The organism is Flavobacteriales bacterium (assembly GCA_021739695.1).
GTDB lineage: Bacteria > Bacteroidota > Bacteroidia > UBA10329 > UBA10329 > UBA10329.
In genome coordinates this window covers 1-25,648 of sequence record JAIPBM010000041.1, presented here as the reverse complement: position 1 = coordinate 25,648, position 25,648 = coordinate 1, and the positions used below count along the sequence as shown (strand labels likewise).

The 25,648-nt window shown below is 43.5% G+C and carries 23 protein-coding genes; 18 read left to right on the top strand and 5 right to left on the bottom strand.

The window, feature by feature from the left end; genetic code table 11:
• Positions 1–46: 46 nt before the first annotated feature.
• Positions 47–1,660, bottom strand: coding sequence for a phosphoenolpyruvate carboxykinase (ATP) (gene pckA / locus K9J17_17580; GenBank protein ID MCF8278543.1), 1,614 nt, complete (start codon positions 1,658–1,660; stop codon positions 47–49).
• A gap of 246 nt (positions 1,661–1,906) precedes the next feature.
• Here pckA and ettA point away from each other — a divergent pair, with 246 nt between their 5' ends.
• From ettA to K9J17_17545, 7 genes are all read left to right on the top strand, one after another.
• Positions 1,907–3,586 carry an energy-dependent translational throttle protein EttA gene (ettA, locus tag K9J17_17575; GenBank protein ID MCF8278542.1) on the top strand — a complete coding sequence of 560 codons (1,680 nt, stop codon included), beginning with the start codon at positions 1,907–1,909 and terminating at the stop codon, positions 3,584–3,586.
• 90 nt (positions 3,587–3,676) lie between these two features.
• The gene (locus K9J17_17570; GenBank protein MCF8278541.1) at positions 3,677–4,990 is read left to right on the top strand and encodes an AAA family ATPase; all 1,314 of its coding nucleotides are present in this window, start codon (positions 3,677–3,679) and stop codon (positions 4,988–4,990) included.
• Positions 4,991–5,025: 35 nt separating this feature from the next.
• Positions 5,026–5,583, top strand: a complete 558-nt coding sequence (locus K9J17_17565) for a TIGR02646 family protein (GenBank protein MCF8278540.1) — start codon at positions 5,026–5,028, stop codon at positions 5,581–5,583.
• A 5-nt stretch (positions 5,584–5,588) separates the two neighbouring features.
• Positions 5,589–7,403: a histidine--tRNA ligase gene (gene hisS / locus K9J17_17560; protein MCF8278539.1), complete on the top strand. Its 1,815-nt coding sequence runs from the start codon at positions 5,589–5,591 to the stop codon at positions 7,401–7,403.
• Positions 7,404–7,585: 182 nt separating this feature from the next.
• Complete coding sequence (gene ubiE / locus K9J17_17555; protein MCF8278538.1) at positions 7,586–8,254, top strand: bifunctional demethylmenaquinone methyltransferase/2-methoxy-6-polyprenyl-1,4-benzoquinol methylase UbiE; 669 nt, start codon at positions 7,586–7,588, stop codon at positions 8,252–8,254.
• Position 8,255: 1 nt separating this feature from the next.
• On the top strand, positions 8,256–8,996 hold the full coding sequence (locus K9J17_17550; GenBank protein ID MCF8278537.1) for a PorT family protein: 741 nt from the start codon (positions 8,256–8,258) through the stop codon (positions 8,994–8,996).
• Positions 8,997–9,185: 189 nt separating this feature from the next.
• Positions 9,186–10,739: an FAD-binding protein gene (locus tag K9J17_17545; protein MCF8278536.1), complete on the top strand. Its 1,554-nt coding sequence runs from the start codon at positions 9,186–9,188 to the stop codon at positions 10,737–10,739.
• 15 nt (positions 10,740–10,754) lie between these two features.
• On the opposite strand, the gene K9J17_17540 is transcribed toward K9J17_17545, so the two are convergent.
• Positions 10,755–11,393, bottom strand: coding sequence for a YdcF family protein (locus tag K9J17_17540; GenBank protein MCF8278535.1), 639 nt, complete (start codon positions 11,391–11,393; stop codon positions 10,755–10,757).
• A gap of 136 nt (positions 11,394–11,529) precedes the next feature.
• Here K9J17_17540 and K9J17_17535 point away from each other — a divergent pair, with 136 nt between their 5' ends.
• The 9 genes from K9J17_17535 (at position 11,530) to folE (ending at position 19,312) form a co-directional block, all read left to right on the top strand.
• On the top strand, positions 11,530–12,489 hold the full coding sequence (locus K9J17_17535; GenBank protein MCF8278534.1) for a DUF1295 domain-containing protein: 960 nt from the start codon (positions 11,530–11,532) through the stop codon (positions 12,487–12,489).
• A 194-nt stretch (positions 12,490–12,683) separates the two neighbouring features.
• Positions 12,684–14,414 (top strand): T9SS type A sorting domain-containing protein, encoded by a 1,731-nt coding sequence (locus K9J17_17530; GenBank protein ID MCF8278533.1) that lies wholly within the window; start codon positions 12,684–12,686, stop codon positions 14,412–14,414.
• 60 nt (positions 14,415–14,474) lie between these two features.
• Entirely contained in the window at positions 14,475–15,380 is a 906-nt protein-coding gene (locus tag K9J17_17525) for a TIGR01777 family oxidoreductase (GenBank protein MCF8278532.1), read from the top strand.
• Positions 15,377–15,862, top strand: coding sequence for an SRPBCC family protein (locus tag K9J17_17520; protein MCF8278531.1), 486 nt, complete (start codon positions 15,377–15,379; stop codon positions 15,860–15,862). Before K9J17_17525 ends, K9J17_17520 begins: the two co-directional genes overlap by 4 nt.
• Entirely contained in the window at positions 15,862–16,752 is an 891-nt protein-coding gene (locus K9J17_17515; protein ID MCF8278530.1) for a MerR family transcriptional regulator, read from the top strand. Before K9J17_17520 ends, K9J17_17515 begins: the two co-directional genes overlap by 1 nt.
• Positions 16,753–17,126: 374 nt before the next feature.
• The gene (locus K9J17_17510) at positions 17,127–17,633 is read left to right on the top strand and encodes an RNA polymerase sigma factor (protein MCF8278529.1); all 507 of its coding nucleotides are present in this window, start codon (positions 17,127–17,129) and stop codon (positions 17,631–17,633) included.
• Between the two features lie 62 nt (positions 17,634–17,695).
• On the top strand, positions 17,696–18,247 hold the full coding sequence (gene idi / locus K9J17_17505) for an isopentenyl-diphosphate Delta-isomerase (GenBank protein MCF8278528.1): 552 nt from the start codon (positions 17,696–17,698) through the stop codon (positions 18,245–18,247).
• Positions 18,247–18,654, top strand: coding sequence for a 6-carboxytetrahydropterin synthase (locus K9J17_17500; GenBank protein MCF8278527.1), 408 nt, complete (start codon positions 18,247–18,249; stop codon positions 18,652–18,654). The genes idi and K9J17_17500 overlap by 1 nt, the downstream gene beginning before the upstream one ends.
• Complete coding sequence (gene folE, locus K9J17_17495) at positions 18,617–19,312, top strand: GTP cyclohydrolase I FolE (GenBank protein MCF8278526.1); 696 nt, start codon at positions 18,617–18,619, stop codon at positions 19,310–19,312. Before K9J17_17500 ends, folE begins: the two co-directional genes overlap by 38 nt.
• 7 nt (positions 19,313–19,319) lie before the next feature.
• On the opposite strand, the gene K9J17_17490 is transcribed toward folE, so the two are convergent.
• Together K9J17_17490 and K9J17_17485 are read right to left on the bottom strand one after the other, a co-directional pair.
• The gene (locus tag K9J17_17490; protein ID MCF8278525.1) at positions 19,320–20,159 is read right to left on the bottom strand and encodes a hypothetical protein; all 840 of its coding nucleotides are present in this window, start codon (positions 20,157–20,159) and stop codon (positions 19,320–19,322) included.
• Positions 20,160–20,257: 98 nt separating this feature from the next.
• Complete coding sequence (locus K9J17_17485; protein MCF8278524.1) at positions 20,258–21,745, bottom strand: MBOAT family protein; 1,488 nt, start codon at positions 21,743–21,745, stop codon at positions 20,258–20,260.
• A 227-nt stretch (positions 21,746–21,972) separates the two neighbouring features.
• On the opposite strand from K9J17_17485, the gene K9J17_17480 reads away from it, so the two are divergent.
• Both K9J17_17480 and K9J17_17475 read left to right on the top strand, forming a co-directional pair.
• The gene (locus K9J17_17480) at positions 21,973–22,500 is read left to right on the top strand and encodes a DinB family protein (GenBank protein MCF8278523.1); all 528 of its coding nucleotides are present in this window, start codon (positions 21,973–21,975) and stop codon (positions 22,498–22,500) included.
• Positions 22,484–23,608: a beta-lactamase family protein gene (locus K9J17_17475; protein ID MCF8278522.1), complete on the top strand. Its 1,125-nt coding sequence runs from the start codon at positions 22,484–22,486 to the stop codon at positions 23,606–23,608. Before K9J17_17480 ends, K9J17_17475 begins: the two co-directional genes overlap by 17 nt.
• Positions 23,609–23,719: 111 nt before the next feature.
• Here the strand turns inward: K9J17_17475 and K9J17_17470 are convergent, their stop codons facing one another.
• Positions 23,720–25,021 carry a serine hydrolase gene (locus K9J17_17470; GenBank protein MCF8278521.1) on the bottom strand — a complete coding sequence of 434 codons (1,302 nt, stop codon included), beginning with the start codon at positions 25,019–25,021 and terminating at the stop codon, positions 23,720–23,722.
• Positions 25,022–25,648: the final 627 nt, after the last annotated feature.

Genomic DNA, 25,648 nt, shown 5'->3' with positions numbered 1-25,648 from the left:
TTTCGCGGTTACGCGAAAGGGGTTTCGGATTCAAAGATCATTCACATCAAGCGCTCTGAGAAACTTTTGGTGCAGCAGCCATGATCTCTTCATTGGCAGTATCAGCATATTGCTCAAAGTTCTTTACGAAAGAAGTAGCCAATTTCTCAGCTTTTGCATCGTAAGCAGTTTTATCAGCCCAGGTATCGCGTGGGTTCAAAAGTTCGCTTGGCACATCAGGGCAAGTGGTTGGCATGGCCAATCCGAAAATGCTGTCAGTAGCATACGCCACGTTGGCCAAGTTGCCATTCATGGCAGCAGTGATCATGGCACGAGTGTATTTCAACTTGATTCTGCTTCCTGTTCCGTAAGCACCGCCAGACCAACCAGTGTTCAGCAACCAAACGTTCACGTTATGCTCTTTCAGTTTTTCGCCTAACAGTTCTGCATATCGCGTGGCTGGAAGTGGAAGGAAAGCCTCACCGAAACCGGCAGAGAAGGTTTGTTGTGGTTCAGTTACACCCACTTCGGTTCCAGCCACTTTTGCGGTGTAACCAGAAATGAAGTAATACATGGCTTGGCCAGTAGTAAGTTTAGAGATCGGAGGTAGAATTCCGAAGGCATCTGCTGTAAGCAAGAAGATGTTCTTTGGATTTTTACCGTACGAAGGATTCATCACATTGTCGATGTGGTGAATCGGGTAAGCGGCACGTGTGTTCTCGGTTTTGTCGATGTTTTCGTAATCAACCGTGCTTGTTCCTTCGTAGAAATTGATGTTCTCTACCAATGCACCAAACTTGATGGCATCAAAGATCTGTGGTTCTTTTTCTCGGGTCAGGTCAATGCATTTTGCGTAGCATCCGCCTTCAAAATTGAAGATGGTATCGCCATCCCAACCGTGCTCATCATCACCGATCAATTTTCTTTCAGGATCAGCAGAAAGAGTGGTTTTTCCTGTTCCGGAAAGACCGAAGAAAATAGCTGTATCGCCATCTTTTCCAACGTTGGCAGAGCAGTGCATCGAAAGCACGTTTCGTTCGTGTGGAAGGACAAAATTCAATACAGAGAAGATTCCTTTTTTGATTTCGCCTGTGTAAGCAGTTCCACCGATCAGGATCATCTTCTTGGTGAAATTCAGCACAGCAAAATTGTGCTGACGTGTTCCATCAGTTGCAGGATCTGCGTGAAATCCAGGTGCACAGATGATCGTCCATTCAGGAGTGAAATTCTTTATTTCCTCCGTAGTTGGACGCAAGAAAAGGTTATTGGCAAAAAGGTTGCTCCAAGGAAGCTCGGTGGCAACGCGGATATTCATTCGGTGTTTCTCACTGGCACAAGCATAAGCATCGCGCACATACACTTCTTTTCCTTGGAAATAAGTACAGATCTTCTCGTATAGATGATCGAATTTCTCAGGAGTGAATTTGATATTGATGTTTCCCCAACCTACTGCATTTTCGGTTTTTTCATCACAGACAATGAAACGGTCTTTAGGAGATCGACCTGTGAATTCGCCTGTGTCAACAGCCAACGCGCCAGTATCTGTAAGCGCTCCCATGCCATTCAGCAAGGTCTCTTCAACGAGTTCAGCAGGTGTCAAATTCCAATAGGCAGCGTCAACATTCTTAAGGCCCATATCAGCAACTGATGCTCCTTCTGCCTTTAATCCGTACTCATCCATGTGATCAAATTAGGTTAGTGTCAAGAAGGCGCAAAGGTAATTCTAATATCTTTTTGGGATACATTTTTCTAACTTGACAATCGTCAGTTTTCCACAGTATTTGACGGCTTTTCAACTTTTAAAGCCAGCAGAATTCGCGTGCTCTAGGTTATTTCAGCGATCGGGTGGTTAAACTTCAAATGAGCCACTATTATCGGTTTGGCGTCTATCACCGCTTGCTATCTTTGCGCCCCAATTTCTATAAACATGTCAGACGATAAGAAGATCATTTTCTCAATGGTCGGATTGAGCAAGACGTTTCAATCCAACAATAAAAAGGTACTCAACAACATTTATCTCTCGTTTTTCTACGGGGCCAAGATCGGTATCATCGGTCTCAATGGTTCGGGAAAATCAACGCTACTCAAGATCATTGCAGGTGTTGAGAAGAGCTTTCAGGGCGATGTTGTTTTCTCTCCGGGATACACCGTTGGCTACTTAGAGCAAGAACCACATCTCGACCCGAACAAAACGGTGAAAGAGATTGTGATGGAAGGAGTTGCTGAGGTTGCAGCTGTGATGAAGGAGTATGATGAAGTGAACCTGAAATTCGGTGAGCCAATGAGCGATGATGCGATGAATAAACTCATCGAACGTCAGGGTGTGCTTTCCGAAAAGATCGAACAGCTTGGAGGTTGGGACCTCGACTACAAATTAGAGCGCGCGATGGACGCACTTCGTTGCCCGCCTGATGATCAATTGGTGAGCACCCTTTCGGGAGGGGAGAAACGCAGAACTGCACTATGCCGTCTGTTGCTTCAAGAACCAGACATTTTGCTTCTGGATGAGCCTACCAACCACTTGGATGCGGAAAGTATCGATTGGTTGGAGCAGCATTTGCAGCAATACAAAGGAACCGTCATTGCCATTACCCACGATAGGTATTTCTTGGATAACGTGGCCGGATGGATCTTGGAGTTGGATCGTGGAGAAGGAATTCCATGGGAAGGAAACTACAGCTCTTGGCTGGATCAAAAGAGCAAGAAACTGAAGGCTGAAGAGAAGTCTGAAAGCAAGCGCAGAAAGACCTTGGAGCGAGAACTTGAATGGGTTCGCATGAGCCCGAAAGCACGTCAGGCCAAGAGTAAAGCGCGTTTGAGTGCGTACGACAAACTCCTGAACGAAGACACAAAGCAGAAAGAGGAAAAACTAGAGATCTTCATTCCTAACGGACCACGTTTGGGAACAAATGTGATTGAAGCCATTGACATTTCGAAAGGTTATGGTGATCGTCTGCTTTACGAACACTTGAGCTTCAAATTGCCACCTAACGGTATTGTGGGAATAATCGGACCGAATGGTGCAGGTAAGACTACACTTTTCCGAATGATCATGGGATTGGAAATGCCTGATAATGGTGAGTTCAAAGTGGGCGAAACAGTGAAGGTTGCCTATGTGGATCAACAGCATCAGGACATTGATCCTGCCAAAACCGTGTGGGAAACCATTTCGGACGGATTGGAAGAGATGGAATTAGGCGGACGTAGATTGAACTCACGCGCTTACGTTTCTCGATTCAACTTCGGTGGTGGCGATCAAGGTAAGAAAGTGGAAATGCTTTCTGGTGGAGAGCGAAACCGCTTGCATTTGGCCATGACCCTGAAGCAAGAAGCGAACGTGCTTTTGCTGGATGAGCCGACCAACGATATTGATGTGAATACACTTCGAGCCTTGGAAGAAGGTCTTGAAGGCTACGCAGGTTGCGCAGTGGTTATCAGTCACGACCGTTGGTTCTTGGACAGGATCTGTACGCACATTTTGGCGTTCGAAGGAGATTCTCAGGTTTATTTCTTCGAAGGCGGTTATTCTGATTACGAAGAGAACAAGAAGAAACGATTGGGCGATAACGCACCAAAACGAATCAGATACCGCAAGTTAGTAGGATAAACTGTTCAAAGTTCGGAGTTCAAGGTTCAAAATGGAGCCATGTTGAACTTTAAACGTTGAACTCAATATGAAGTTGAATAACTTTGAATTATGAGACTGGCTAAAGCAACATTCAAGAAAGTAGGACCATTCAAGGATTTTTCCATTGAGTTCAAAAAGAACAAACGGAAAGATCTTGCCGAGGTTCATATTCTGACTGGACCTAACGGAAGTGGGAAGAGCACGATTTTGAGAGGTCTTTCAAGGGCATTTGTGCTTGAAGAGGAAGAGCTTTATGTTTTTAGTCATTTGTTCTGGACATCTCGTACGAATGAAAGTTACATAGAAGTGTCTAGTTACAGTGGTGAGAGTATTTCATTTTCCTCGTCTAAGCATGATTCGGAGACACAAAGCCCAGTCGTTACTACAACTGAAAAAGGTTCAATATTCAATCAATACTTTAATCGAATCCTTGGGTATCGAAGACTAGATAAGCAAAGTCGCTTCGAGTTCGGTGCATTTGGATATTCAGGTAAACGCCCGCTTGGCAGGCACTATCGGGGTAGTGACAGTGGAAGTGATGAAGGATGGGATTGGAGTCCTTTCGATAAAGCTGTGAATTTTGAAAGAGAACCAGATGATGAGTTGTCATTCGATGAATGGGTATTGACAACCCTTAGCAAGGGCGCATTGGCGTTTCAAGGTGGCGACCAGAAGAAGTACAAAGCTGCGCGATTTTCTTTGGACAGAATAGAGCAAATTCTTCGTGATGTCACAGGTCGCAAGTTTGAGTTTCAGGTGGATCTTGATGTCTATGAAGTGGTTGTGTGCATGGACGGAGCTAAGTTTGGATTGCATCTATTGCCTGATGGCTTAAAGTCAATTCTAGGTTGGTTGGGTGATTTGATGATGCGGATGGAAAGCATTCGTTGGGTTGAAACACGTAGTATTTTCGACCAACCAATTATCCTGTTTCTGGATGAAATTGACATCCATCTTCATCCTGAGTGGCAGAAAAAGATTCTACCCATTATTCAAAAAACATTCGTCAACGCGCAGATTTTCGTCTCTACACACAGTCCTTTTGTTGTGGCCTCGGTAGAGGATGCGTATGTGTATGACCTGAACATTGGTAAGGACGGATATGCTTTCCTTGAAAATGTGATACATACAGAAAAGGGACAAACATATTCTCGTGTACTGAAGGAGATATTTGACGTGAATACTGAGTTTGCCGATCCTTGGACTGAGAAAAAACTAGATTCGTTTTATGAGCTTCTCAAACAAGCGAAGTCAAAGAATACCAAGGCATATAAGGAGGCTTTTTCGGTAGGAAAAGAACTTGCAGAAGCAAGTATTGAATTAAGAGACATTGTGTCGGTTGAACTGAACCAACTTGACAGAAGAATTGCCGCAGTAAAGTGAGAGGTTTTACGAGATCGGAAAAGCCAACTTGTTTGGTGGAACGGGAAGAAAGGTGGACGGCCAACTGGGTTCAAAGAAATGAAGAACACAAAAAGTTCAATTGGCCACAGTATCAGCTTCAAAAGCTGAACACGGTCTTACTTCCAGACTTGCAATCTGATAACCAGTTCCATTGTTGCTATTGTGATGCGCATCCCGTTCAAGGCGTAAGTTCAGATACGATTGACCATTTCAAACCTAAATCTATTTATCCTGATTTAGCTTTCCGCTGGGAAAATCTATTCTATTGTTGTTCTGCTTGCCAAGAAGAAAAATTAGAGCAATTTGAGGAAGGGCTAATTAAACCTGATTTTCCAGGATTTAGCTTTGAGAAATATTTTCACTTTAATGCGAAAACGGGAGAGATTGAGCCGAATTCCATTGCAACTGAAGAAGTTCGAGGTAAGGCTGAAGTTACTATTCGTATAATGGGTTTAAATGAAAAAGGTCGCCCTACAACAAGATTGAAAATGCTTCGATTACATTTTGCGCAGTTTAATGCTGGTGGCGTGGATATAGATGATCTCCCTTACCGTTTCATCTTTGCATTATAAACCTAATGGCTATAAAATTAAATACCCCAAAAGGAACCCGCGATTTTTCTCCTGCCGAAATGGTGAGGCGGAACTACATTTTTGATACGATAAAAAGCGTCTTCAAGAAGTATGGTTACCAGCCCATCGAAACGCCTGCCATGGAAAATTCAGAAACCCTGATGGGAAAGTATGGTGATGAAGGTGATCGGTTGATTTTTAAGATTTTGGAAAGTGGAGACTTTCTGAAAGATGCTTGGAGACTCCTTGATGGGAATGGCAACCTTATGGAGGTAAACAAAAGTGAGATTGCATTCATCGAACAGGATTTGGAGAAACTTAAGAGCTTCTTGTTCGAGAAGATTACGGGTTTTATTGGTTCGCGAAGAGAAGAGGCTAAAACATTCGAAGATTTAGATTTTCTCATGGAAATGACAATGGCTGAAATCTCAGCGAATGTTGGTGGGTATTTCTTCAGCGATAAATCCGATGTTTACAATGAGATTATGCTCCTTCTTCGGTTTGGCTATCTTAAGTATATCACAGAATCTGTCGATTATTTTGTTCCTGAAGAAGATAATGCAGAACCGTTCAGTAGATATTTCAGCTATTTAACATCTAAGGATCAGGAGACTTTGAATTCTCTTGTTCAGTCAGATCTAGACAAGTTTTTCAGTGAGGATGAATTCACTTTGCGGATTGCAGCTCTTTTGACTAGACTTGAAGCTGGCAAGTTGGCAAAGTACATTAGCGCAAAGGCTATGCGCTACGACCTCACCGTTCCCTTTGCACGTTACGTAGTTCAGCACAGAAACGAGATCACGTTTCCGTTCAAGCGGTATCAAGTGCAGCCGGTTTGGCGTGCCGACCGTCCACAGAAAGGCCGCTACCGCGAATTCTATCAGTGTGACATCGATGTGATCGGTAGCGATTCGCTTTTGAATGAAGTGGAAATGGTGCAAGTGGTTGATGAGGTTTTCTCCAAGCTGAATGTGCCTGTAACTGTCAAGATCAATAATCGAAAACTGCTGGCCGCTATTGCCGAAGTGATTGGCGCGCCAGATGCTTTTGTGGATATTACCGTTGCCTTGGATAAACTCGATAAGATAGGAGAGGAGAAGGTGATCGTTGAATTGAAGGAGCGCGGCATTTTAGATGCTTCCACCGAAAAACTGTTGCCTTTGATGCGTTTCCAAGGAAACACATCTGAGAAATTGAGTTTCCTCAAAAGCTATTTGGCAAGCAGCGAAATCGGGCAGAAAGGAATTGCAGAGGTTTCGGAAGTATTGGAAACCGCGCAGAAACTCATTTCCAACAAAACCGTACTCGAACTCGACCTCACACTCGCCCGTGGATTGAATTATTACACAGGAGCTATTTTCGAAGTGCGTTCCAATATTGAAGGAACACTTTCAAGCAGCATTTCAGGTGGTGGACGCTACGATGACCTCACGGGAATTTTTGGTATGCCCAATGTTTCTGGCGTTGGTATTTCCTTCGGTGCCGATCGCATTTACGATGTGCTTCAAGAAGCGAATCTGTTTCCCGAATTCACATCTGACAGCACACAGGTTTTCTTCGTCAATTTTGGCGCAGAAGAAGCGAATTACTGTTTGAGCTTGGTTAAGCAGCTTCGCGAAGCAGGCGTTAATACCGAACTCTATCCCGATAAGGCCAAAATGCAGAAGCAGATGACCTACGCCAACAACAATTCCATTCCGTTTGTGGCTATGGTTGGCACCAAGGAAATGGAAGAAGGTAAGATCGGAGTGAAGAATATGGTGACGGGAGAGCAGAGCTCTGTTTCGGTTTCGGAATTGATCACCATCGTTACTAAATAGTTCAAGGTTCCGAGTTCAAAGTTTAAGGCAGTCGATGCGTATATTGACTTTGAACCTTGCACGTTAAACTTTGAACTCACTCGACTGTTACCTTTGCGCCCGTGAATTCAACAGTAGAAAATAAAGCCGAGGCCGTAAAACCGTACAGCCAAGAAGGTTCAAAGACCCAACAGATTGCCACGATGTTCGATAATATCGCGCATCGCTACGATTTCCTTAATCGTTCGCTTTCAATGGGAATCGATATTATTTGGCGCAAGAAAGCCATCGCGCAGCTGAAAGAACTGAAGCCAAAAACCATTTTAGATGTGGCAACGGGCACGGGCGATTTCGCTTTGGAAGCAATGAGTCTGAACCCAGACAAGATCACGGGAGTGGACATTTCTGTCGGCATGCTTGAACTTGGAAAGAAGAAGATTGCCAAGAAAAACCTTTCCAATAAGATTGAAATGGTTGTGGGCGATTCTGAAAATCTTCCGTTCCAAGACAATACTTACGATGCTGCCACCGTTGCCTTCGGGGTGAGAAATTTTGAGAATCTTCAAAAAGGCTTGACAGACATCAATCGTGTTCTGCGGCCAGGCGGAAAGCTAGTGGTGTTGGAACTTTCTACGCCAAAGAAGTTTCCGGTCAAGCAATTGTTCGGATTCTACTTCAATAATATTCTTCCTTTGTTCGGGAAAATGCTGTCTAAAGATGATTCGGCCTACACGTATTTGCCCGAATCGGTAAATGCTTTTCCAGACGGAGAAGATTTTAAAAAAGTAATGACAGCAGCAGGTTTTAAACAGAACACTTCCAAGTCGCTCACGTTTGGAATCTGTAGCTTATATACTGGCATCAAAGCCTGATTTGCACAGCGCAGGAAAAAATATTCTCCTTTCGACCATCATTGGCCTGGCCTTCATCCTTTTCAACACGGATGCATTCGCGCAATTCCCATTAAAGTTCAAAGAGAAGAAGCAGCTCAACCTTACCAAGTACGATCGGAAACTGATGCACTTCGGCTTTTCGCTTGGCATGAATTACACCGACCTCGCGGTTAAGAATATCGGCAACATCCAATCGCTCGATTCCGTTTTTGTGGTCGAACCAAAAGGAGGAGTAGGCTTCAATCTCGGAATTGTCTCCGACCTCCGAATGGGCGAACATTTCAACCTCCGTTTCATTCCCGGAATCTCCTTCGTTGGCCGTTCCATGGAATACACTTTGCGCGAAATGGACACCGTTTCGGTGGTGTACGACAAGACCGTCAATTCCGTCTATCTCGAAGTTCCGATCTACTTCAAATTCCGTTCGCGTAGGATCAACAATTGGCGCGTTTACATCATTGGCGGAGGAAAATTCATGTACGATATGGCCACCAAAGAAGACGTGAAAACAGACGAGGTCATTCTTAAAATGAAGAAGGAAGACTACACATGGGATCTAGGTGTCGGGGTCGATTTCTACCTCGAATACTTCAAACTTTCAACCGAAGTAAAAATGGCCTTCGGGCTCAATAATCTCATGGTAAAGGATCAAACCGTCTTTACCAATTCCATCCAGTCGCTCCAATCCAAAACCTTCCTTTTCTCGCTCTATTTCGAGTAATTCATTTCGTTCCAGCCTGTCTTGAGCGGAGTCGAAGGAGGCTGTCCGTCATATCTTTTTTCAGAACGGGCACTGAGGCGCTCGAAGTGCAAGTGAATGAAAAAAGGATGCCGCTACAATCCCTAACGCGCGCTACCTGCAAGCTTGCAACTCGAAGCATCAAACTATTCTCGTTCTTTGCGCTCAGCAATGAAAGACGTCAACTTCGTCATATCCGCACAAGACTACGGCAACGAGCAACTTGTCGGTCACGCAGTTTCCCAAGCTTCCGGAATTCCTATTTCCGAAATGGCAGGTTTTCAAGAACTGAAACGTTCCATAGATGCGCGAAATCGAAACATCAAGTTCAATCTCAATGTTCGTGTTTATGCCAAAGGTGAAACGCCCGAAGAACATCATCCAAAGTTTGAGAAACGTGAATTTCAAGATGTATCTAAGAAAGAACATGTTGTAATTGTTGGCGCTGGTCCAGCAGGGCTGTTTGCTGCATTGCGATTGATTGAGCTAGGCATCAAACCCATCATTCTCGAGCGCGGAAAGAATGTTCGCGACCGAAGACGCGATCTGGCCGCCATCAATAAAGAACACATCGTCAATCCAGAAAGCAATTACTGCTTTGGCGAAGGCGGTGCAGGAACGTATTCAGACGGAAAACTCTACACACGTTCTACCAAACGTGGCGATGTCAATCGTATTCTCAGCACCTTCATTCAGTTTGGTGCCGAAGATGATATTCTGGTGAACAATCATCCACATATCGGAACCAATAAACTGCCGCAGATCATCACTACCATCCGCGAACAGATCATTGCTTGCGGAGGCGAAGTGCGTTTCAATTCCAAACTCACCGACATTCATTTGAATGGAAGCGAGATTGCTGGCGTTGTCATCAATCAGGAAGAAAAACTTCCAACCAAAAAGCTCATTCTCGCTACAGGTCATTCAGCCCGAGATATTTATGAGTTGCTACACAAAAAAGGAATTGAAATAGAGGCCAAGCAATTCGCCATGGGTGTTCGCGTGGAACATGCGCAAGAACTCATCAATTCCATTCAGTATCACGGAGTGAGTTGCGAAACCTTACCGCCAGCGGCCTATGCGTTGGTTGATCAGGTAAATGGAAGAGGCGTTTATTCGTTCTGCATGTGTCCAGGGGGAATTATAGCACCATGTGCTACTGCACTAGGTGAAATCGTGACCAACGGCTGGAGTCCAAGCAAGCGCAACAATCCATTCGCCAATTCAGGAATCGTTGTTCCTGTGGAACCCGAAGATTACAAGCAGTTTGCATCTGCTGGTCCGTTGGCTGGTTTGCGCTATCAGCAGTATGTGGAACAGACGGTTTGCAAAATGGCAGGCGGAACGCAAACTGCACCAGCGCAGCGTTTATCCGATTTTATTTCAGGGAAATTGAGTTCAGATCTTCCAGTTAATTCCTACAAACCCGGAACGGTTTCCATGCAGCTTTCCCAAGTCCTTCCTAAAGCCTTGCATCAGCGCTTGCGCGGAGGTTTTCAGGAATTCGGGAAGAAAATGCGAGGTTATCTCACAAATGAAGCTGTGGCTGTTGCCGTTGAAAGCAGAACATCATCGCCTGTTAGAATTCCTCGAAATGAGAATGGCGAACATCCACAGATCAAAGGACTTTTCCCTTGTGGAGAAGGTGGAGGTTACGCAGGCGGAATTGTTTCTGCAGCTATCGATGGTGAAAGTGTTGTAGACAACCTCGTTACGATTCGGTAAGAAACTCGGTTCTTTTTATAGACCTTCCGTATTCAAGGTCAATGGATTTTCCTCCATCCATTTGTATCCGCGTGTTCCGTTCAACCGGTCTTTCTTCGATTCGCGCTCTTTTAGTGGTGTGAAATCATCAACATACGCTTGGCAATAGTCAATGGTGCCGTTAAATGATTTCCATTTCTTCGATACGATAAATCCAATGTTCGCGGGGATGAAGTCTACTTTCAAGTCATGTTTTTTACCAAGGAATTGAATCATTCCCGATTGGAAAAGATCGGTAGCGACCGCAACGGTTTCAAATCCATGCTCTTTAGCCAATTCTAACGAATAGAATACATTTTCTAAGCTGTGTTCTGCACGGTCTTCAATGATCACATGTTCTGGATCAACGCCCATTTCTTCTAGATACAATGCGAAAATCCGTGCTTCAACGTAAGGACTGTGAACTGCACTTCCAGAGACAATAATGTTTTTGGCAATACCTCTTCTGTAAAGCTCATTGGCCCAATGAAGTCGCATTTTATAGATCACGTTCATTTTTCCGTCAGGATTGAACGGATATCCAGGAACAATGATCGCATCGTATATTACCGTAGGGTTATCCTTTGCAGTAGCCGTTCTGTGCGTGAGAGCAATCAATATAATAAAGATTGCCATGAACATTTTAGTTGTTTTCATCTCGATTGGTGAATTGGTTAAGATGTAAACACGAGTAGGTGATTAATGTTTAACGATTGATTTAAAAAGTTAAACAAAATGAAGTGATGGTGGTTAATATGGCATAACCAACGACATGAAAAAGACAATATTTTCCTTACTATTTGCAGTCATTGCCATACCACTTGTAGCTGTATTCTTTGATAGCACTATGAGTGATGATCAAATTGAAATCATTAAAGTTTTAGCGGTTGTTTATGTTATCACTGCTTTGATGAGTTTCATCATTAGTGAACTCTCAAAAAACTATAGTCAAGTAGATAAGCTTTGGAGTGTCATTCCACTCGTGTATGTTTGGATAATCACGTTCATGTCAGACTTCGAACCAAGGGCTTTACTTATGGCTACAGTTGCTACGGTTTGGGGCGTTCGACTGACCTACAACTTTAATAGGCGTGGAGGCTATTCTCTTCGATTCTGGGAAGGAGAAGAAGATTATCGATGGGAGGTTTTGCGAAGAAATCCAATACTTCAGAATCGTTGGGTTTGGAAACTCTTCAATTTCTTTTTCATCAGTTTCTATCAACATGGATTATTGATGCTAATCACTTTGCCGATGGTAGCCGTAGTCGGGTCAGAGGTTCCATTAGGTGTGATCGATTTTCTATTGGCTATGTCTTTCGTGGGATTTGTTGCCTATGAAACCATTGCAGACCAACAGCAATGGGTCTATCAGAATGAGAAGCACAGATTGCGAAAGAATAAGCTTCCGTTGGAGGTCAAATATGAGAAGGGATTTATAGCAGAAGGACTTTGGAGCTTGAGTCGCCATCCAAATTACTTTGCAGAGCAGAGCATTTGGGTTGTATTCTACTTGTTCAGCGTTGCCGCAACGGGAAGTTGGTTCAATTGGAGTATTTGCGGTTCGGTGTTGCTTATCATGCTTTTCCAAGGAAGCGCAAACTTCAGTGAGGGAATTACAGCTGAGAAATACAGTAGGTATAAGGAATACCAAAAACGAGTCCCCAAGTTTATTCCGCGTGTAGTTCTACCAAGTCTCGTTGGACCCAGAGCTCTTTCAGAACCGAATATCTGAACCCGGCTGAATATCGTTTGCTTGAACATTTTGCGGTCATTCAAGATAGATGTTAACTGTGTCATTAAAGAAAAAACAAAAATAAATATGTTGATAATCAGGTATTTATGAATTAATGTTTAATAAAAACACATAAAGATTAAACAAAATAAGTTCTATTGATGTTTCACCATCAAACCATAAAATTCAACACAATGAAAAAAACAAAACTCTTTCTCGCAGCAATGCTCGCTGGTATTTCAGTAAGTTCTGTTGCACAAGCTCAAACCGCACGGTTAGAAGTGATTCACAACGCTGCAGATGCCATTGCTGCTGAGGTGGATGTGTACGTAAATGGTGGCGCCACTCCATTTCTCGATGATTTTGCATTCAGGACCTCATCAGGTTTTGTAGATGTTCCTGCAGGAGTAGATCTGAATATCGGAATCGCTCTTTCAAACAGTACGGGTCCTGGAGATATCCTATTTACGCTACCAGCAGTTAATCTTACTGCAGGGGAAACCTACATCGCCATTGCAAATGGTATTGTAAGTCCAACCGGTTATTCACCAACTCCAGCATTCGGTTTGGATGTATATGCTGCCGCTAGAGAGACAGCTTCTGGAGGAGCTGGAACAAATGATGTTCTTGTTTACCACGGAGCAACAGATGCTCCAATGGTAGATGTAGATGAGTTGGCTGTAGTAGGAGGTCAGGCGGTAAATGACCTTTCTTACTCAGAATTCCAAGGTTATTTGACTTTGGGTGTGGAGGATTACTTGTTACAAGTTCAAGCCGCTTCAAGTGGTGCGGCAGTGGCAGCTTACGATGCGCCTTTGGCCACCTTGGGTGTTGATGGTGCTGCTTTGACCATCTTAGCATCAGGATTTTTGGATCCATCTATGAACAGCAATGGAGCTTCATTCGGTCTGTTTGTTTCCACTGGAGCTGCTGGTGCACTTTTGGAACTTCCTACTCCAGAAGCGCGAGTAGAAATCATTCACAACTCGGCTGATGCTGCAGCAGCAATTGTAGATGTGTTTGTAAACGGTGCTGAGGCTGTTCCAAATTTTGAGTTCAGAACAACCACTGGTTTCATTACGCTTCCAGCAGGTATGCCATTGGCGATTGATGTAGCTCCAGATGGAGCTGGAATTGGAGGTTCGGTAGGAACCATCAACATTCCATTCCTTGCATCTGGCGAAACGTACATTGCCATTGCAAACGGTATTGTAAGCGGTTCAGGTTATTCGCCAGCGCCTGCATTTGGTTTGGATATTTATGCAGGAGCTCGTGAAGCGGCTACATCAAGTGCAACAAACACAGATGTGTTGGTTTACCACGGTTCTACAGATGCACCAACAGTAGATGTTGCCGAAACCGGTGTTGGCGCAGGAACTGTTGTTAATGATATTTCTTACGGTGAGTTTCAAGGATATCTTGAATTAGGAACACTTGATTACGTATTGACAATTCAGGATGCAACTGGTTCTGTAAACGTTGCATCATTTGGTGCACCTCTTGCAACACTCATGACTGAAGGTGCAGCACTAACGGTGCTTGCTTCAGGTTTCCTCGATCCAAGCATGAATTCAAATGGTGCTGGATTTGGCCTTTGGGCATCTGTAGGTGCAGGTGGCGCTTTGATTCCGTTGAGCAATGTGACAGGAATTGAAGATGTTGAGTCTATCCGCAATGCTGTGATGTTCCCAAATCCAACGAACGACAATGCAACCATGTTCTTTGACCTTGCTGATGACACAAACATCAATGTAGAGGTGATCAATACAATGGGGCAACAAGTGGTTGTGAAGACCTTCGGAGAGATGCTTTCTGGAAATCATAGAGTTGAGATTCCAGCTAGCGAATTGGCTCCTGGATTTTATTTTGTAAACCTTCGCACCGATAACGGTGTTGTATCTACTAAACTGCAAGTAGTTCGATAATTTACCTGCAGTAACAAGCGTCCCGTTCCGCTAGGGGCGGGGCGCTTTTTTATTCAAACTATGGCAAACGTTCTCATTACAGGTGGTTCAGGTTCAATTGGCAGAAGGCTCATTAAAAAGCTACAGTCCAATGGTCACGCAGTATCTATAATTGGACGAACGCAGCATGAAGAATTGGATGTTCCAAGCTTCACTTGGAATCTTCAGAAAGGAACGTTGGACGAGCGTGCGTTGAAAGATGTAACGCACATTATCCATCTTGCTGGTGCTGGCATTGCAGACAAACCTTGGTCGCCATCGCGCAAGCAGGAAATCATTGAAAGCCGTGTGAAACCGCTTCAATTGTTGGCTGAAGTACTGAAGCGAAGAAATCAACGGATTGCAGCAATTATTTCATCGTCTGCAGTTGGGTATTACGGAGCAATAACTACTGATGAGATTTACGAAGAAGAAGACGAAGCTGCGCAAGATTTTCTTGGTAGTACCTGCAAAATGTGGGAGCAAGCAGTTATGTTGTTCAAGCCTGTGGCCGATAGGGAAGTAAGAGTGAGAACTGGTATTGTGCTGATGAAACATGACGGTGCACTACCCAAATTGGCTGCTCCGGTCAAAATTGGATTTGGGGCTGCAATTGGTTCTGGAAAACAATGGATGCCATGGATACATATTGACGATCTGGTAGCCATCTATGTCAGCGCTGTGGAGGATAAGAACTTACACGGAGCGTATAATGCTGTAGCTCCAGAACACGACAACCAATCCAACTTCATTAAAAAAACCGGAAAGGCACTTAGCCGATCGGTATTTCTGCCTCCTGTACCCGGATTTCTCATTAAAACAATAATGGGCGAAATGTCTAAAGTGGTGACGGAGGGATCACGGGTTTCATCACAAAAAATTGTGGATTCCGGATTCGAATTCAAACATTCGCAGTTGCAAGAAGCGCTAAACGACCTACTTAAATGAAACTTCACGAACAACGTTATCAGCAATTTCTACCCATTTCATTGGAAGAAGCCTGGGATTTCTTTTCAGCACCGCAGAATCTGAATGAGATAACGCCTGATGATATGAATTTCGAAATTCTCACCAAAGAAATTCCCAGAATGTATGCGGGGCAGATCGTTCAGTATAATGTCAAACCGTTTCCATTTTTTACAACGGGTTGGGTCACGGAGATAACCCATGTAGAAGAAAGACGATATTTTGTGGATGAACAGCGTTTTGGACCGTACGCCATGTGGCATCATCAACATCATTTCCAAGAACAGGAAAATGGTGTGCTTATGACCGATATACTTCACTATCGTGTTCCACTTGGTATTGTTGGTAAGTTGGTCAACACCCTTTTCATACAGCGAAAGGTTAAAGGCATATTTGAGTACCGTTTCAAGTTACTTGAGAACAAGTTTGGTAAACCTGTGTTAACAAAGGCAGAAAACAACTGATGGCACACTATAGCATCAAGGATCTTGAAAAGCTTTCTGGCGTAAAAGCCCATACTATCCGTATTTGGGAGAAGCGCTACGGAGTGATCAAGCCAACACGTACGGACACGAACATTCGTGTTTACTGCGATACGGAGCTCAAGAAGCTTTTGAATGTTGCTATTTTAAATAGCCACGGACATAAGATATCTAAGATTGCAAAGTTTAAGCAAGATGAGATATTCACTGAGCTAGAAAAGCTTAATTCGGTAGAACAGCAGTTTCAAGTTCAGATTGACTTGCTCGTTATGGCAATGATTGATCTTGACAGGAGACAGTTTGAAAAGGTGCTTGCAGATAGCACACTCAAGATAGGATTTGAAGATACAGCTATCAAGATACTTTATCCATTTCTCCAAAAAGTGGGAGTCATGTGGCAAACAGATGATGTGAATCCTGCACAGGAACATTTTATCAGCAGCCTCATTATTCAAAAATTGTATGTGGCCATTGATCAGGCTTATCAGCCAGAAATAGTGAATGCTAAAAAAGCGCTACTATATCTGCCAGAAGGAGAATACCACGAAATGGGATTGCTTTTCTATCGTTATCTGATGAAAAGACGTGGCTACGAAACCATTTACCTCGGTCAATCGGTGCCTTACTCAGACTTGGTTAAAGTCATTAATTCTCACAATCCAGACGTGGTTGTCACAGCATTTGTCGCCTCTATTCAGTGCGAGAAATTACAGAGTTACCTAAAAACGCTCGCATCAGATTTAAAGAACAAGTTGATAATAGCTACGGGATATCAAGTTTGCAACTTCAACCTTCCACTTCCCAAAAAGGTGAAAGCTGCACAAGACGTTCACGAGTTCATTTCATTTATTCAGAAAGACTTGCCTAAGTAAGTTTCACGTTCTCTTCGCGGGTCTTCAGACTTGTACTGTCTGAGTCCAATCGTTTACTTTCCCATCAACAACAACTTTTGTTTCCAAGAAACTTAAGGATTTCGACCGTTGATATTGTTCAGTAAATGGATTGGTTTCTAACCGAAACTGGTGCTTTTTCATTATATCAAGCCCTTAATTACCCATTATTTTTCTGTTTAAGATTGTTTAACATTTGGCCTGAAAGCCTTGGCAATATTGAGGTTTAGGCCTCGTTAGCGTCATGATTGTCTAATAAAGATGATAAATAATTAAACAAAAATTTGGATGTTCAAACATTGAATCATATGTTTGTTCAACAATTAGATTCAATCATTAAACAAAAAATATAAACCATGTCAGCACTAACATTTAACGACAGACTTCTGAAAATGAGCGATGTGTTAGAATACTTCGCTCTAAGTCTGACCAAGAACAGAGAAGATGCTCAAGATCTTCTTCAAGAAACAATGGTTAAGGCCATTACTTATCAAGATAAGTACACGCCAAACACCAACATGAAAGCGTGGTTGCACACTATCATGAAGAATACATTCATCAATCAGTACAGAAAGATGAAGCGCGCAAATACGGTAATCACCACCAAAGATGAAGTTGACGTGTTGGATTTTGTTCCTGCTTCGGTAGAACATACGCCAGAAAGTATGCATGCAACCAAAGAGATCAATAAGGTGATTGATGCGCTTGACGATAACACGCGTATCCCGTTTACCATGCACCTGAAGGGATTCAAGTACAAAGAGATTGCCGAGCATTTGGATATTCCGATCGGAACGGTAAAAAGCCGCATCTATTTCGCCAAACAATCCTTGATGAAAGACCTGAAGGACTATCGCAATTAATTTGGTTAGCAACGTTGGATGAAGGTCGTCAGCATAAAGTTGACGACCTTTGTTTTGCCCGAATGAAAGAAGAACAAGTGATATTGGTAAATGATCAGGACGAACAAATTGGCCTGATGGATAAGTTGGAAGCTCACCAAAAAGGAGCGCTTCATCGGGCTGTTTCCGTATTCATATTCAATAAGAAAGGCGAATTGTTGCTTCAAAAACGAGCATCAACCAAGTATCATGGTGCTGGGCTTTGGACAAACACCTGTTGTACGCATCCACGTAATGGAGAAACCAATTTGGAATGTGCACATCGGAGACTAAAAGAGGAAATGGGCTTTGACACAGAATTGGAAGAGCGTTTCTCATTCATTTACAAAAGTGATGTTGAAAACGGTTTGATCGAGAACGAATTCGACCATGTTTTCTTCGGTGTTCATGAAGGTGATGTAAAACTGAATGCCGAAGAGGTAGAAGATTGTACTTTTGTGTCGTTAGGCAATGTATCCAAAGACGCGGATCAACATCCAGAACGATTTTCAATCTGGTTCCGCATTATCCTAGAGAAGTTTAAGGAACACCTATCAGGAATGGAACACTCGCTACAAAAGGCGGTGGGAGTATAATGAAGGTAACAGTTAGCAGAAAGGCGCAGTTCAATGCTGCTCATCGCTTGTTTAATCCAAACTGGTCGTTCGAGAAGAACGATGAGGTGTTTGGCAAGTGCAATAACCCCAACTATCACGGCCATAATTATGAGCTGATTGTTTCGGTAAAAGGAACAATTGATCCTGAAACGGGTTACGTCATCGATATGAAGGATCTGAAAGCCTTGATCAAAGAACATGTAGAAGATGCCTTTGATCATCGCAACCTGAATCTTGATACAGAAGAGTTTAAAACGTTGAATCCGACAGCGGAAAATATTGCTGTTGTTATTTGGAAAAGGCTTCGGCCACATTTAAAAAGTGAATTGGAGCTAAAAGTCGTTTTACATGAAACAGAACGGAATTTTGTTGAATTTGAAGGATAAAGACTTCGAGGTGATTGAAGAAGTGGGAGACAACCATGTTGGCACCTCACTTGAAACGCCTATGAAGCCTAATGCACACTCCATTTCCGACAAGGAGAAGATGGCAAAGATTGCAGCGCATTTCGCTGAGATCATGGATACGCTTGGCCTCGATCTTACAGATGATAGCCTTAGCGGAACGCCAATGCGTGTGGCGAAAATGTACGTGGAAGAGGTGTTTGCTGGTTTAAATCCTAAGAGCAAACCAGAGGTTAAACTCTTTGAGAATAAGTACAAGTATAAAGAGATGTTGGTGGAAAAGGACATCAAGGTCCATTCATTCTGCGAGCATCATTTTGTGCCGATCATTGGAGTAGCGCATGTGGCCTACATCAATAAAGGCAAGGTGGTTGGTCTTTCTAAGTTGAATCGTGTAGTAGATTATTTTGCCAAACGACCACAGGTTCAAGAACGTCTAACCGTTCAAATTGCCAATGAGCTGAAAGAAGCCTTAGGGACGGATGATGTAGCTGTGTTGATTGACGCAAAGCACATGTGCGTTTCATTACGCGGAGTGGAAGACGTTTCGAGCAGCACTGTTACCGCTAGTTACAGTGGAGCGTTCCAAAACGAAGAGACGAAGAAGGAGTTTCTGCAATACGTGTACGGAACGAAGTAGCGCGCGACTACTGGTTGAAAGAACGGAATAATGGTTTTAAATCGTAAGCCAGTTCTTGAGAATGTAGCTTAGCCCCCTTTATGTTCAGATGCATGTAATTGTAGAATAGGTCTTTGTTGATACAAAGATCAGAGTTCAAATAATTGAACACAGGAATCTTCTTTTGTCCGAGTTCATATAGAATAGCGTTGAAATCAGAAATATTCTTGATCTCCTTCAATCCTTCTCTGTATAAAGGACTTACTATTATCACTGGTTTGTGTCCCTTAATTCGTAGTTCGTCAAGAACTCCATAAAGATGATCAACATAAGGTCTCGAGATTTCAATGGAATCATAGGGTATAGGCCCCGGTTGCAGAAATTCAAGTCCGTGATGTGCTTGAAATCCTTTCGATATCAAGTTTGATTCAGCAGGGTTTAGGATCTGATAATATAATTTGTCATCAAATAAGGTTAGGTCATAGAGCGGAATCCAGTACATCTTGGTTGTAGTCCAAGGGTCAATGCTGTTTAGAGCGGATCTGACCACTTCATTTCCGATTGCGTTCACGTAGTGCTCAGGAAAGTAAAGCTCACTTCTTGGATGAAAAGTGGTGATATTTATACCAATGACAACAACCGATGGTCCTGCGTAATTGGCGTAAGTTCTAAGAAGACCTGAATACTGCTGGAAATTGGTGCCATCCAGTCCATAGTTGTAGGATTCAATGCCAAGAATTGAATCGACTTCCTTGGGAATAACGTGAACCAAAGTGGTGCTAGATCCCCAAAATGTGATATCGTAAGAAACTTTCGTGTTAAGGATTGCATTTATTTTCCCTATCGAGCCAGACTCCAGCGCTTTCATTGTGGATTCAGTCCAGTGTTGAAATGTATAAAGGATGACGAATGCAACAGTGAAGCTTATTCCGAGAATCGCTAATATATTTTGTGGCCTGTTCGTCATTAAAACTGGAAGTATATGAACTTATTACCACTGAACATCCCAAAAACAACGATCAGTATTATCAGCGCGCTTAGTGTAATTACCGTGGCAATATTCCCCGATAATCGTTTCTGAAGGTTGAATGAATTTGATTCAAAAGCGAATTCGAACATGCTCATTGCAGGAATAAGTACGCTCACAAATAGAAACCCACCTAAGGTCACTGGGATTCTCACTCCTCCGATATTAACAGGTTGAAGAAAATTATGAGTGTCCAATACAGCAATCTGTCTAAGCAACCAAGCAAGGTCTTTCAATTCCATTATTGAAATTGTAGTCAGTTGAGTTATGACCTCAAATGCGTGAGTGATATTGTTGGCTCGAAAAAATATCCAGCTGAAGGTTACCAGTATGAAGCACGCTCCGATTTTCAACCACTTTAGAATCAAATTATTTGATGACGGGAGATGAACAGACCTGAAAAGATTTTCTACTACCAGATAACTGCCGTGTAATCCGCCCCAAACAACAAACGTCCAATTGGCTCCATGCCAAAGTCCGCTGACTAAAAATACGGTTAACAGATTGAGGTTTGTGCGCAATATGCCAGATCTATTGCCACCAAGAGGAATGTATAGGTAGTCGCGAAACCAAGTTGAAAGCGAAATGTGCCAGCGACTCCAAAATTCGCGGATACTTCCTGAAAAATAGGGCGATCTGAAATTCTTCATTAGGTCTACTCCCAGAATTCTGGCAAGCCCAATAGCCATATCGGAATATCCAGAAAAATCGCAATAGATCTGAAAAGCGAAGAACACAGTTGCAATTGCCATGACCAATCCTCCAAAAGTGTCATTCGCGCCATAAATTGGGTCCACGATAGAAGCAAGCCGATCCGCAAGAACAGTTTTTTTGAATAGCCCCCAGAGAATTAAGCGAATGCCAGAAACAAACCTTTCGGATGACCAAACGTGAACTTTCCGTAATTGTGGCAGCAAGTGAGAAGCTCTTTCGATAGGCCCAGCAACCAACTGAGGGAAGAACGTGACATACAGAGAGAAAATGCCAAAATTCCTTTCTGGTACTATCCTGCCGTAATACACATCAATGGTGTAAGCCATGGTTTGGAATGTGTAAAACGATATTCCCATTGGTAGAATGAGATTCCAGCTACTTGTGTTTCCCGCTAATCCCCACAATCCAGAGGTGCTTTCTAGAAAAAAGTTGAAATATTTGAACGTAAATAGAATTCCTAGATTCACAACTAGGGACAGAATTAGAAATGGCTTTCGAGCTGCTTTACTATCTGAACCAGCCATCTTCAGACCGCAGAAATAATCGGTAACAGCTGAAACGAGAATCAGTAGGAGGTATTCCGCTTTCCAAAAACCGTAAAAGAATACACTTGCAGCAAGTAAGAGTATCCATCTATGCCTATGGGGTAGAAGAAAGTATGATGGGAACACCACCAAACAAAAAAGAAGGAATTCGATTGAATTGAATAGCATCTTCCGATTCCCAAACGTACTTGAATCGATGTGTTTGGAGCAGGTTCAAAAATAGAATAGTAAATTACATGAAGCGATGGCATTCAATCATGTAAGGAAATTTCAACATATGGATACGATTTCAATCATATTTCCGTAGCCGAAAGATGGCATCTTCATCGAATACGCATTCCGCACAATTTTCAACTGATTGTATTCTTCAGTCGCTAAAAGAATAAATTAGCGTCATGGAGTACGATAAGAAAGAAATCATCAGCCAACTGGAAAAACAGTCAAAGGCTATTCGAAGTTGGTTTTTAGATAAGCCTATCGAGAAAATGGAAGCAGCACCAGATGGTGCTTGGACGGCAGGTCAGCATTTGCTCCATTTAGTCAAAAGCACAAAACCTTTGGCCAAAGGAATGGGATATCCGAGGATTTTGCTGTTGCTGAAATTCGGAAAGGCAAAGCGCCCAAGTCGTAGTTATGAAGACACGATAAAAGCATATACCGATGCGCTTAGCAATGGTGGAAAGGCAATGGGAGAATACGTGCCTCGCGCTGTCAAAAAGGAAGAAAGAGAAGTTTTGGTTGAACGTTTTAAGGAAGAAATGGGCTTGTTGATCAATCAGGTACATCAATGGTCAGAGTCCAATTTAGACTCAACGGCAGTTCCTCATCCGCTCATCGGCAACTTGACACTCCGCGAAATGCTTTACTTCACCATTTATCACATGGAACATCACTTGAATAGTTTGAATGAGCGCTATTCATAAAGTGAATTTCCGCTCTATCCTTTTCTCAATTCTTTGCCTCTCGTTTTCAAGTTGCGCATTGATGCGTGGCGTGTTTCTGGGTTTTCCCGATCATAAGGACATTCATCGATTTCCATCGTCAGAGATTACTGTTGGCGATGCATGTTTTGAGTTCAAAGCGGACGCAAACGCTGTAGTAAGAAACCTTAGAGTCACTGATTGGAGCAGTGGCAGTCCGTATTTCGTAACGTTGGATCAATTGAACACATCGCGGCCGGTCCGCAGCATGCTCATTATTCGGAACGATACCCTACTGTACGATTTTTACGGTCAGCAAACGACTGCAGATGATGTAAATCCGTCTTATTCTGTAGCCAAATCCTTTACATCAGCGATGATCGGTATTGCCATCCAAGAAGGCAAGATCAAGAGTGTGCATGATAAGGTCATTGATTACATACCTGAGTTGAAGGACATTCCAATGTCGGAGAAATTGGAAGTAGAACACTTGCTGAATATGACCTCTGGTTTCAAATTGAAACTGATAACCGATGCTGAATTGTACTACGGCAATGATGTGGTCAAAGCGTTGAAGAAAGTGGAATTTGAGCATGAGCCAGGAACATATCAAGAATACATCAACTTGGATGTGCAGATTCTCGGACTGATCCTTCATCGTGCAACAGGCATGAAACCATCTGAATATGTGTCTGAGAAAATTTGGAAGCCGATAAATATGTGTTCCGATGCTATTTGGACAACAGACAAGAAAGGCGAAGACAAGACCTTTTGCTGCATGGGAGCCACAGCGCTGGATTACGCCAAATTCGGACGACTTTACCTCAACAACGGAAATTGGAATGGAACGCAGATCGTTCCGAAGGATTGGGTGGAAAAGTCTGTGAGCAGAGATACCACGAATGGAAGCGGATTTGGCTACAACTACAACTGGCACATTGGCGAAAAGGCTTATGGAGATTACATGGCCGATGGCATGTACAAGCAGCATATTTACGTTCAGCCAGAGAAGAAGATCGTAATTGTGTTGATGTGCAATAGCGACAATGCGCTTGCTGCCGAACGAGTTCGTTGGCGACATGTTTTCAGACAGATTGTCGATCAGCTGTAAAACACAAGAAGCCGCTCCACCTGTGACGGGTTTCTGCGGCTCCTCAAGCTTGTCAGCAGTTCACCATAAACTGAAGACGCGTCAAAGGTAAGGCTTCCATCATCAAAAGATTCATTCCTTCAAAAAACGAGCTGTGTAACTCGTTTGCCCCTTCACAATCCGTAACACGTAAACCCCTTCGGCAAGATTGCTTACATCAATCGATTCACCAGCACTGAATAGGAACTCTATTTGGGATTGACCGAGGCTATTGAAAATGGTGACGGTTGCTCCGTTCTGAATAGAGTTTCCTGAAACAGTAATTGTGTTTGAAGCAGGATTTGGATAAATACCAATTCCGGTCGCTTCACTTTCTGAAATTCCTGAAGAGCAAGAAAGACCATTCAGCCTAGACCAAATACCCTCTGTAAGTTCGAGCGAGACAAGCCCAGAACCGTTACTGTTCCCCATCCGGATGACCACCAATCCTTCGCTGGGCGAAATGCTCGCTATTTGTCCGTTTTTACCCAATGCAGCAAACATATCGCTTGGGGCGCTTGGAACAGCAGCGCCTGGAAACACGGTTTGTAATGATGGAATCATGAACGAATTCTGTCCTCCCAACCACCACAGATACCCGTACGATTCGTTCAGGTTCTGAGATGAGTGGGTCATGTCGTACATATACTGCTGGTCGTGCATAACGGTATCCCCAGCCCAAACTCCGTTGTTCTGCATCAGCAGTCCGAAGCGCGCCATGCTGCGTGCCGTGCTGAAAAAGACATCGTTGTCTCCGGTCATAAACCACAGTCCATTCATGCCGGTTTGCTGCTTGATATAGGTATTGGTGAACTGATTGAAGGTGAGCCCCGAAGCCGCTTCTACCACGGCATGCGTCAGCGTGTAAGGCGCATTATGGTAGGCCCATCGGGTTCCGGCATCGCTCAGGTATTGGAGGCAAGAAGGCGTGGTGCAATCGGCATTTCCAGTTCCATCATCCAGCCCTGTGGTCATGCTGAGCTGATGGCGTATGGTTATCAGGTCTTCCTTATTGGATGGCGCGCTGGTCCAGCCTGTGCCCAAATGGTCCGATGTCTTGTCTGAGATGGAAAGCAGTCCTTCTTCCTGTGCACGACCAACTAAGAATGCCGTAAGCGACTTGCCGGCCGAAGCCCAGTACCATAGGCTATCTTGCGTAAAGGTGTCGAAGTAGTGTTCGATCACCATTTTGCCATCCTTCAGCACAATGAATGCCTTAGATTGTTCATCATCCAGATAGTCGATCAGCGCGGCAATGCTATCCTGACACCAGCCCAGTTCGCTGGGGGCCATTGTTTCCCAAGTGGAGCCCGTTGTTGGCGGAAAATAGACCGACTGTGCGTTGGAATCCATCCCTAAAAGGATGAAAAGGAAGGGAAGTAGTAGTTTTTTCATGATGCAAACGAAGGTAGGCATCAGACCAGATACACGTGCCGGGGTTTAACGAGTGGGGGCAGAAACCCCGTTTTTCCTTCTCATCGGCATAGCTATGGAAGAGACCGCCATAGCTTAGGAAACCTCTGCCCAAGCTATGCCGATAGCTGCCATAGCTTAGAAAGACATGGAACAAGCTTAGGAAATGATGAAATAGGCCGTTTTTCTCCCTGCAATGGACCATTCTGTGCTCAACCATGGTCTATTACTCCCTAGCATCGCCATTAACCCTCATTTTGTGCGGGTAGGGATGAGGGTGTTGGAAAAGTGGGTTGGGAGTCGTAGTATTGGGGATATAAAAACAACGGAGCCTACAGTAAGAATTACTCATAGCACGCCAGAAACTGTGGTTATGAAAAGAATTCGTGCTCAGGCAAAGGCGGATATGATAAATTGCAATAGTGGAATTCATCATAGCAACTAGTTGTGTGCAAGTGAAAACCCGAGGAACATGGACGTGCTGAACTCAAGCATTCAGGAATTAGAAAACAACTACTGGACAGACCTGAAAGACTATCCGACATCGCTGGTGGAAAACTGCCACCGATTGCGAAAAGTAAAGATCAAAGACCTTGCGATTCATGACAT